The 10,880-nt window shown below is 40.8% G+C and carries 5 protein-coding genes and 1 pseudogene; 1 reads left to right on the top strand and 5 read right to left on the bottom strand.

Going from position 1 to position 10,880, the window contains the following annotated elements; translation table 11 throughout:
- From VB836_RS30515 to VB836_RS19280, 4 genes and pseudogenes are all read right to left on the bottom strand, one after another.
- Positions 1-163: pseudogene (locus tag VB836_RS30515) on the bottom strand (RNA-guided endonuclease TnpB family protein); the annotation flags it as partial.
- 71 nt (positions 164-234) lie between these two features.
- A complete protein-coding gene (locus VB836_RS19290; RefSeq protein WP_323221679.1) occupies positions 235-5,232 on the bottom strand; it encodes a WD40 repeat domain-containing protein in 4,998 nt (1,665 codons plus the stop codon).
- Positions 5,222-6,577 carry a P-loop NTPase fold protein gene (locus tag VB836_RS19285; RefSeq protein WP_323221677.1) on the bottom strand — a complete coding sequence of 452 codons (1,356 nt, stop codon included), beginning with the start codon at positions 6,575-6,577 and terminating at the stop codon, positions 5,222-5,224. Before VB836_RS19285 ends, VB836_RS19290 begins: the two co-directional genes overlap by 11 nt.
- A 262-nt stretch (positions 6,578-6,839) precedes the next feature.
- Positions 6,840-7,052 (bottom strand): hypothetical protein, encoded by a 213-nt coding sequence (locus VB836_RS19280; protein WP_046279440.1) that lies wholly within the window; start codon positions 7,050-7,052, stop codon positions 6,840-6,842.
- Between the two features lie 864 nt (positions 7,053-7,916).
- Here VB836_RS19280 and VB836_RS19275 point away from each other — a divergent pair.
- Complete coding sequence (locus VB836_RS19275) at positions 7,917-10,235, top strand: S-layer homology domain-containing protein (RefSeq protein ID WP_323221675.1); 2,319 nt, start codon at positions 7,917-7,919, stop codon at positions 10,233-10,235.
- A 420-nt stretch (positions 10,236-10,655) separates the two neighbouring features.
- Here VB836_RS19275 and rpmF read toward each other — a convergent pair whose 3' ends face one another.
- Complete coding sequence (gene rpmF / locus VB836_RS19270) at positions 10,656-10,835, bottom strand: 50S ribosomal protein L32 (RefSeq protein ID WP_046277131.1); 180 nt, start codon at positions 10,833-10,835, stop codon at positions 10,656-10,658.
- Positions 10,836-10,880: the final 45 nt, after the last annotated feature.

The raw sequence follows: 10,880 nt of genomic DNA, 5'->3' as shown, positions 1-10,880 counted from the left end.
CCAATACTTTTGTGTATTTGCTCAAATCAGCTTTGCTCACCCCTCTGTTATCCATCCAATATCTAATACACTTATTTCGGATAAACTGGGACGTGCGGATCGCTTCGTCAATCGCTTGATATTGACTCGTTTTACCTTTTGCCTTGAACTCAAATATAATCATAATGATATATCCTAACATGATTTGGATATAACGCTAGGTTAAAACCTACAGTGTCGCTTTTCCACCATGCCTTAAAAGGCATAGCTATCATCCTCCCGCGACTTTTTCTGTATAGACGGTTGCCAAAACCCTTTAGGTTTAACTGAATCACAAAGTTGTTTGTCTTCTGGTGCTACTTTAGGATTATATTTAATATAGTCGCCAATCTGCTCACAACCTCGCTGCAATAATGGATCAATCTCTGAATTTTCAAAAAAGTCGTGAAAATCGATATTCCAAACACTGACACGGTTCATCCCATCAATAGAAACCAGTTGACCTTCAGGACTAAAACCCACCCATTCAAGACGGTTCAAGCCTTCTTGCAAGGTTAGCAAAAGCGTCCCAGTTTTATCCCAAATTTTCACCATGCCATCTTCACTCGCCGAGGCGATAATTTGACCATCAGGACTAAAACTAACCTGATAAACGGCTTTTTTATGCGCCCCAATTGGAGTTAAGCTAGAAACATCTTGCCATTTTCCATCTAGAGATCGCCAAAGTTTGATCGAACCGTCATCGGTGGCGGCGGCGACTAAATCATTATCTGTCGGACTAAAACTCACCGAAGAAAACTTACGATTACCCGACAATGTAGCAATTAGAGTCCCGTCTTGGCGACTCCATAACCTCACCGTTTTATCGTGACTGGCAGAGGCTAAAATTTCACCATTCGGACTAAAACTGACACTCGTCACCGCATCATCATGTCTGCGGGTGTAAAGCAATTGACCCTCTGGTTGCCAAACTTTAACGGTTTGATCCTGACTGGCTGAAGCAATCACCTGATCTTCTGGAGATTTTTCGGGACTGAAACTAACATGATTAACCGCTTCAAGATGACCGATGAAAGTCCGCAGAGGTTTACCATCGGTTTTCCAGAGTCGAACCGTTTTGTCCTGACTCGCCGAAGCCATCATTGTACCATCCCGACTGAAGCTAATCCCCGTCACCTGATCCTGATGACCAGGAACCGTTAACTGTCGGGTTCCCTGAGAGGGATTCCACAATCTAAATGTATTATTATCGCTGGGTGTGGCGATCAGTTGACCCAGGGGATGAAAACTGGCCCCTCGACCGAACACTTTGTAGTTGGGCTGAAAGACTTTTGGCGGAATGCTGTCCATACTCCACAACCTCACCGTCCAGTCACTACTGGCTGAAACCAAGGTTTTGCTATCAGGAGTAAAACTCACCTGATTGACAGTCCCCCCGTGACCTGTGAGGGTAGAAATTAACGTCCCATCACTCCCCCAGAGTTTGATTTCACCGTTGCTACTCCCGGAAGCCATGCGTTGACTATCGGGACTAAAACTAATGCTATTAACTGGGGCTTGATGTTGTTTTAAAGTTTTAAAAATCCTGTAGGTTGAACCGTTGCGTTTCCATAATTTAATCGTGTAGTCATCACTTCCCGAAGCGATCATTTCTCCATCGGGGCTAAAATTCACCGTCCAAACTGCGTTATTGTGACCGTTTAAAGTCTCAATCAGTTGACCCTGGAGATTCCAAAGCTTAATCGTTTTGTCTTTGCTAACGGAAGCAATCAATTGACGATTTGGACTAAAACTCACACTTAAAACTGCATCTTGATGTCCGCTAAACGTTTGTAATAATTCACCCGTGTTGCGGTTCCAGAGTTTAATCGTTTTGTCTTGACTGGCTGAGGCGATTAACTGACCATCGGGACTGAAACTCACCCATTTTACCTCATCTTGATGTCCAGATAAAGTGCGAATTAAAGAACCATCTCGATGCCAAAGTTTAATCGTTTTATCTTTTCCTGCTGTTGCTAAAATTTGATATTCCGGGGATAAATCTGGACTAAAAGTTACACACCAAACCGTACCCTGATGATCTTTTAAAGTGTGACGCAGGTTGCCATTTTGATCCCATAATTTTATCGTTTGATCAGAACTGGCTGAAGCGATCAGACCATCGGAACTTACAGTCACACTTAAAACACTATCTTGATGATCTTGAAAGCGGTTGCGTTCCGATGTAAAGTAAGCGGCTCTCCATAAATGATGGAAGGTTTCTCGTTCAGTTTCTGACCATGTTGTACGATTATTTTGATTTCTTAACTGTTGACCTGCTTTCAGTATTTTAACATAAGCATCGAGTTTATTTTCTTCTACTAAACGCAACAGTTGATAGGTGGCGTTTAACTTAGCTAAATTGGTTTCTCTCTTTTGTTCTTCGACTTGAGTTTTTTGTTCTTCGGCTTCCCTCCATTTCCAAATGGCTGTTCCTGAGAGAAATACCATTATCACACTGACTAAAACTGAACCAATGGTTAACCATTTTTGTAGTTGTTTCCGCTTGACTCTTTCTTTGGTTAAATCAGAGATAAACTTCGCACCTTCTCGTTGACGAATAATGCTGACTAAATAATCATGCACAAGTTGATAGTGATGTTCAGGAACTTGCTTGAGTAAAACAACTAATCCTGACTTGACAAAAATCTCTAAAACTAAATTGAGTCGTTCCAGTTCAATAATTGGATATTCAGCTAATACTTTGAGTTCTCGTTCTAAATCGGTTCGAGTTTTGAGAGGACGTTTTTCATTGTCTTCGGTGAGAAGATATAAAACCAATTCAGCCGCTCGTTTGTTTTCAATTCCACAATCTTTAACGACATCTTCAAGATGATGATTAACCAGTTTTGCTTTAGGATTTTCAGCGAGTTTTAGATACTGTTTAAGTGTGGTAATTTGTTCGGCTTGAAGTTGCGCTCCTACGACCTGTAATTCTATGGGTCTTACCTCACCAAACTCCTCGGATAAATCTTGGACGACTCGATCAATTAAAGATTCTTCTAATCTAAATGGAGTTTGTTTTGTAATGTTTTTAATCAGAGATTTCGCCTGTTCAGATTGCCAATTTCCGACATGATAGAGAATCCGACGATCTAGAATATTATTACCAACAATATCTAAATTGACAAGACGATCATTACATTCTAACAGAAAGTGTAAATAATCTTCTCGTAAAGCCAGGATAACTTTAACATAAGGAATATCTAGACATTTTTTTAAAAAGTTATAAAAATTTCGACGTTCATCGGGTTTCTGCAAAGCAAAAAACAATTCTTCAAATTGATCAAAAATTAATAAGGTAATTAAATCTTTGTTCGTATTAACTTGCAACTGATGAATGATTTCTTCAAGGGTATTAAATTTAGGTAAATTGGTAAAATATTGAGTGTCTTCTAGAGCTTGAGTTAAACCTTTTCCCAATTCTTTAATCCAATCGGTATAAACTCGCTGTAAAATCGGTACAACCTGAAAAGAATCAATGTGATTCTGTTTGACTGTTGGAATTAATCCGGCTTGGAGTAAGGAACTTTTTCCCACTCCTGACTGTCCATGAATAATCGTAAGTTTGTGATCATTTCGCTGAATGCGTTCCATTAAACAATCAATATCATATTGTTGGGGAGAAGCGACAATTTCGGGTGCAATCATTTCAGGAGATTTGTGCAGAGGTCGAGTTAAATTTGTCACCTGTTGTTTGGGACGCAACTGACCCGCTCCCACAAACGCGCGAAAACCATATTGACCTTCAATAGATCGTTGTTCTTGTTTAATTACAAACGCAACTAAATAATCTTGTTGTTGAAAATAACTCTGGCGTAACTGAGATAAAATCCCGATATAAAGCTCAGGATCATAATAGGGTTTAGTCATGGCTTTAGCTGCTTCGAGGGTAAGAATTGAATCTTTAACTTGACCTAAAAGCAGTTGAGATTTTCCCAGAGAAAACAAATACCATGCTTGATGAAAGGAGCGTTCCCAAGCTAATAAAGATTGCTGCTCAACCGTTGATATGTTTACGGTGTTTTCCGCCTCATCTAATAAATCCAGTGCTTTTTTAGCAAAGCGTTTCGCTCGTTGCAGGATCGCTGAGTTTTGCCAACAAAAAATCACATTATTGGGTTGACATTTCGCTAACTCAATCTCGGCTAAAAAGCCATAACAGCGAGCCGTTCTAAATAAGTTTGGATAGTGTTGATGAAGCCATAAAGCATTAAATTTAGGTTGTTTTGCAATTAAGTTTTCTAACGCTTTCCAATCTTCCAAACGATGTAAAACATCGGCTAAAAAGTTAATAAACTTAGCGACTAAATCAAGTCTTTTTGCGGCTTTAAACGCATTGAGAGAACGCGAAAAATATTCTTTAGCTTGCAAACAACCTTGCTGATATTTGACTCGTTGTCGAATCCCATAATTCAGCCACCACGCACCCAAATAAAAAGACAAATGACCCTGCTTTTCTAAATCCCCAATTTGTTGCCAGAGAGCCAAACTTTGTTCATAATGTTGTCGAGATTTTTCAGTCGTATTATCAGCTACTCGACCCATCAAAAACTCTAAACCCGCTTCTAACTCAGTCTCTAACTGAATCCCTCGCTGTTTCAAAACCTGACGTGCTGACTGAAGTTCAATCCGGCGAGATGAACCCGTTTCTAAGTTAAAAACTCTATTCTCTAAAAAGAGATTTTCTTGAGAAGATAAAACCGTTTTTAAAACCTGATTAACTGTCGATTGAATAAATAAAATCAGCTCATCGGTTTCAATCAAAAATTCCAGACTGGTGGCTCGATTATGCAAATCTGGAGCAACACGAATCATTTTGTGGAGAACTTCATCTGTTACCCACAATATCAGAGGACAAGAAAAGCTATTAAACTCCTCAACATTCCGTTTAGTCGTGATTAATAATTGCTCTAAATCAAGCACAGATTCCAGCCCAAAAACCATCACTGCATCGGGCTTGTCTCCTTGAAGTTGATCCATTAAAGTTGTTAATAGCGTTTGAGTTGTAGGTTCTAAAGTAATTTCTCGCAAACCCATCGAAGATTGATTCCGAATTTCCTCAACGATGTGCTGCGTGACAATTTTATAGCTACAACAGGCTAAAATTAAAGAAAATTCTCCCTGAGACAACGTAATTGCACGGATGAGTTGCCGAATAGAACTTTGATTATGCAGCGTGATTGCTTCAGGTTGAACAAAATCAGTCATCATATAATTCCTTAGCATCAGCTAAAATTGGATTGATATCAAACCAATTTCCCTGACGATCATCGCGATATTCAAAGACAAATAAACTCCGTAATAAAATCTGATATTCATCCTCTCCACGCACCGCTTTATGTTGAGCAACCTGTTTCAGAAGTTCCCATTCATTGGGTGTAATTGCTTTACTCAGTTCATTGCGACGTTCACTAATAACTCGCTCAATTAAACTGCGAGAAAAGGGGGGATCATCTTTTTGAATACAATTAGATAACAGAATTAATAAATTTCTCACATGACCCCCGCTCACCTGACATAAGCGATTTAAGGTTTGTAAATCCTCAAAAATTTCGGTTGCAAAACTCACCCGTTTTTCCTCTTCGAGTTCAGGAAATGCTCGGGCTAAAACCATTTGTTGTAATAACTCGATCCCCTCTTGACACACCTCACCATTTTTTTCGGTAACACGCACCATCGGTAATAGTTTTGCGGGAGAACCAAAACGGTTGCTCAAGGTTTCTTTGTCGTTAGAAAAGGTTAAAATTAAAGGAATCGTATAGATCACATGACACTTCAGTTTATTAAGCTGTTCCCCGCGATCTACAAATAAATATTCAGGTTGAGTCCGAGTTGAGAGTTTAGGAGTATTATCCAGGCGATCTAAGTTATCAATAATCACCACTAATCCGGCTTTTCCTTGTTGTCGAAGCTGTTTTTGAGCTGGTTCTATGAGTTCTTTATTGATCGCTTCTATAATATTACTAACTCGCGGTTCTAAATGTTGTCGTAATAACGCCCGTACATCTCGACTGTCTTTGGCTTTTGCCGTAATTTCTCCGATGCCAAAAGAGAGAGAAAATTTATCTTCCTCCGTTGTCAAACCCACATCCCCAACGATAGGAACTTTGCCTTTAATGCCCGTAATATCTGCATTTAAGAGATTCGCCGCCCCTTGGAGTAAATTGTGAAAACGAGTCGGTTTTAAACGAATTTTAGAAGTCTCTAGACTTTGACTGACTTGATGAGCGATCGCCAGTAAAATATCACTAATATCCACATCCGCCATGTCTAAATCTTGGGAAGACTCAAAATAAACAACATGAAAACCCAGTTGTTCTAATTCCGATTGTAAACAAGATAATTCCGTTGATTTTCCACAGCCAATATGTCCCGTAAAAAGCTGACAAGTGGGTTCATCCGCCGATAACGTAATTGATCGCCGAAGTTCTTTGATCACATGACTACCCCGCACCGCCGAAAAGTCGATATAATACTGACGATCTTCAGGGTTTGACATATTCAACCTGTAGGCGGGACTGCAAGCTCTAAAAAATTTGCCCAGATTGAGTACCATTTCTCCTTTCCCCCAAGCAATTAAATACTATTTCCCATTCTGCCCTGTCAAGGTCACTTCTGGAAAATAGGCAGAATTTCAGAGGCTTTCAACTCCTACGCTCCGCCATCCCCTAGCTATCGCTTTAATTTTAATTGAGATCTTCCAGTCGGCTGAGAAACCCGGTTTCTCAGGTTTTGTTGGCATGGTGAGCCTTTGCAATGTCAGTCGCCATTCATTCAAACACAAACCCTACAACTTCAAAACTCCGGTTCTGTCTACCCTAATCAAAATACAAGTCCATGATCTTCAATAAGTTTCTCAACCATTTATATTTAGGTGGAACCGCAGCCGGAGCTAGACAAACTGTCTCCACTAAACTCCAGTCAATTTCACAATGATAGTCTTCAATAATGCCGACTTGATCGTGTATATATCGAGCGATTGATTCAGAATCACTAGCCCAGAAATCATCATCTACATTTAAGTTAGTCATCACGCCCTCTCTCTCAAACTATCTCAACTTGTTATTTATATTTTCTCAGAGTTTTTTTTAAAAAAACCGGAAAATCAATCCTGAACCGGACTATCTTTTTGAGCTAATACTCAGTTGGCGATCGCGAGTAAACGCGGGTTGAACTATTTTTGGCTTGGTAAGTTTCATCCGTTCATCTTTATTCATCTTAACCTTTAAAATTCAAAAACAAATCCGTAGAATTTACCAAATTTGTTTTCAGTCGAGCTAACAATTACGTGAAAATACTGAAAGATGTATTTCATCTGAAAACCGATAGTCAATAGAAAAACGGATTAACTGTCTATGCTCGTTGCATAATTTGATACGACTTTCACGGATAAACTTCTGGCAATCCTCAGTCATCTTACCGCTTTTGAAGTTGTGATCGCGGATCAGTTCTAACAAAGTGAATTTGTCCGAGAAAGACAACACAGAGTTAACGATGCTCATCCGGTCTTCAACCCTGCTTTCACTTGCGCTTCACGGAAATCCTCTGGGAGTTGGACTTCTCCTGCGAGAATCATCAACCGATCAACGCTACACAGAACCTTCCGAGTTCTCCGGAAGACAAGGTGGAAGTCGAAAATTATCTTGAATTTTAGCTTGATTGATCGAGGCTGTGGGGTTGGGGATCAAAATAAACATAAAGTTTTAACTCCTCAACTCAACTGTTGAATCTCGATGTCGTTATCCTGCGACACATTCAGAGTGAGGGAAATCAAAGGGTTGGAGAGGTTCACCACCCCAAAGTCAAAAAAATTTACTTGATGCGGATCTACAGTTCTGCGATCGGCAAAATCAAATGTTTAGATCCTCAGATATTATCTGTATATTCGACAAGCTATGACTAATTCTCAACCCCCTTTCCCGGATCTTACCCAACATTGGGCGCGTTCTTTCATTAGCCGCCTGCAACGCCAAGGTATCGTGAGCGGTTTTCGAGATGGGACATTCCGCCCCTCTCAAACCCTAACTCGTGCCGAATATGCAGCTTTGCTACAGGCGGCCTTTGAACGTTCTCCCAAACGGCCTTATCTGGCGTTTCCAGACGTTCCTCGGGATTTTTGGGCGTTTTCTGCCATTCAAAACGCCTACGAAGCAGGCTTTATCTCAGGCTTTCCTGACAACACCTTTCGACCCCAAGCCAATATTACGCGCCTTCATGTTTTGTTGTCATTGGTTGCGGGTTTAAATATTCCGAAAACAACGGCTTTTTCTTTAGCTGAAGTTTACACGGATGCCAATCTAATTCCCGACTATGCTGTTAGTGCGATCTCGGCTGCAACTCAGTCTAAACTGGTTGTAAATCATCCGAAAACTGAAATTTTTCATCCCGATAAACCTGCTACTCGGGCTGAAGTTGCGGCGATTATCTATCAGGCTTTGGTTTTTCTCACAAAAGCTAATCCTCTGGTTTCTCCCTCTATTGTCGAACCGACAAAACCGGGAATTGTTCGCACTGGAACTCATGTGTCTGTTAATGGGAGACGCTGGAAAGCCTCCTGGGGTCAATGGAGTTCTGGGCTTTCAACTTTAACGGGAATTAGTGATAAAGGAATGCTCTTAGTTTTGGGGATGAATCCGTTAAATAATCAAGAGATTTCAATTCAGCCGACAAACTGGTTTTCTCCTCCCACTCAACCTTACCCTATTAAAACTCAATTTGATCAAGAATATCGTTATCTCAATCTTGATGAGTTATCCCAAACTGTGGGTTGGGAAGTTGAAATTGAAGGCAAAACACTGAATATATTTTCAGAAATAGGTCAAGTTAATAATATTATCTATGAAGAACTTTCTGATGTGTATCGGATGATCATTGATTTGAACCAAGCGACACCTTGGGAGTTGTATGAACTGAGTTCAGAATGGGAAGTTGTGGTCGATGCTTACACCGATCAATCTATTGCGGATGGTTTTCCTGAAAAGCCTCCTGAGTCGAATATTATTCAACCGGATGAAGAGCAACAAAATGAAGGAGAAACTGGGGGGATTCTGACCAAACCCCCTCGTCCTGTCGTTAAACTTGGCTCCAATCAAACAATTATTAAAGGAAAATTACCTGATGGTTATGGGGTGAAAGTTTCCACCCTAAAAAGCCCTGATCGCATTAGCATAGAAGTTCGTAAAGATGCGTTAGTTGAACGCAATATTATCTGGGCGACGGGACTCCATTGGCGACAACAATATCTCACGTTAAATTCAGATCGGTTTCCAGTCGTTTGGTTACAAGTTAAACCCAATTCTGGATTGAAACTTCAACCCATCTGGACAGACAAAACTCAAATGAAAGGAACGGCTTCTCTCTTAGAAATCACCAAGAATTGGGGAAGTTTAGCGGCGATTAACGCGGGTTATTTTAACCGCAATAATTTATTACCGTTGGGAGCGATTCGTCACAATAATCAATGGTTTTCTGGGCCAATTCTCAACCGAGGGGCGCTCGCCTGGAATGATGCGGGAATGATCAAAATGGCACGATTAAAATTAATCGAAACCCTGAAAATCTCAAGCGGACGAGAATTTGAAGTGGATTTACTCAATACGGGGTATGTGAAAGCGGGAATTGCGCGTTATACAGGCGACTGGGGAAAAAGTTACACCCCTTTAACCTTAAATGAAGTGTTAATTGTGGTTGAAAATAATCAAATCACTCGTCAAATTGAAGCCACCGATGACAAAACACCGATTTCTATTCCAGAAAAGGGGTATTTACTGACTTTTCGTTCCTTTAAAAGTGCTTTAAGTGCGTTTCCCATTGGCGCGAATATTGCGATCGCAACGAAAACAACACCCCCCGAGTTTAACGAATATCCTCACATTTTAGGAGCAGGGCCGTTACTATTGCAACAAGGTAAAATCGTAGTGGATGCAGAAGCCGAAGGATTTAATATTTGGTTTGCTCAACAACGAGCCATTCGCAGTGGAATAGGTGTCACCGCAACGGGAGAATTATTAATTGTCACCGTTCATAACCGAATTGGGGGGCCAGGGCCAGATTTAACCGAATTGGCGCAACTGATACAGCAACTCGGGGCAGTTGAGGGATTAAACTTTGATGGCGGTAGCTCAACGAGCCTGGTTTTAGGGGGCCATTTACTGAATCGCACACCCGACACCGCCGCCCGAGTTCACAACGGTTTAGGGCTATTTTGGAGGTAAAGAAATCGGAAAATCTTGACATACTCCCCATTTCTAAAGAAAGGGGATTCTCCAAGCCTCACGGCTTTGGATTACTGATTCATTGACAACCCTTACAGCATACTGGTTTCCCAATCAACTCCAGAGGGGTGAGTCTCCCCAGTCGTTCATCTCATTTCAGAGATAGTTTCGGTATGCCCTACCGTACTTGAGAAAAAAATGCTTGATTCTCTGTACTTGGTGCTTTAAGGTTTTATCTTGCCAAAGCATTCCTGGCAAGAACCCCGTACCTTAAGTTTTCAAGGTTCATTGCATCGATTAGATGCTGGGTTTTTCAACTGGTTGAATACCCTGCCAGTAGAGTTATTATAGCATTAGAAAGAGCCTTATATCCCCATACCTGAAGGTAGGGGCGTGTGCGGCAATTTTTGGTAAACCGCCTTATTCTTCGTCGTCCTCTTCTTCTTCGTCACTCGGATAGACAAAGCTCTCAGAACGACCTGTCAAAATCGATTTACCGAGGGAAAGGGCTTTTTCAGCTTGCAGTCTGGCTTTGCCCTTCCAATGCGCTTTCCGCATATCACGTCTAGATCTGGAAGTTTTCTTCTTAGGAACCGCCATGAGAATTACTCAAACTATTGTTACAAGACAAACTATTATACTATC

Source organism: Limnoraphis robusta BA-68 BA1, assembly GCF_034932365.1.
In the GTDB taxonomy this organism is placed as follows: domain Bacteria; phylum Cyanobacteriota; class Cyanobacteriia; order Cyanobacteriales; family Microcoleaceae; genus Capilliphycus; species Capilliphycus robustus.
This window is presented reverse-complemented; position numbering and strand designations above follow the sequence as displayed.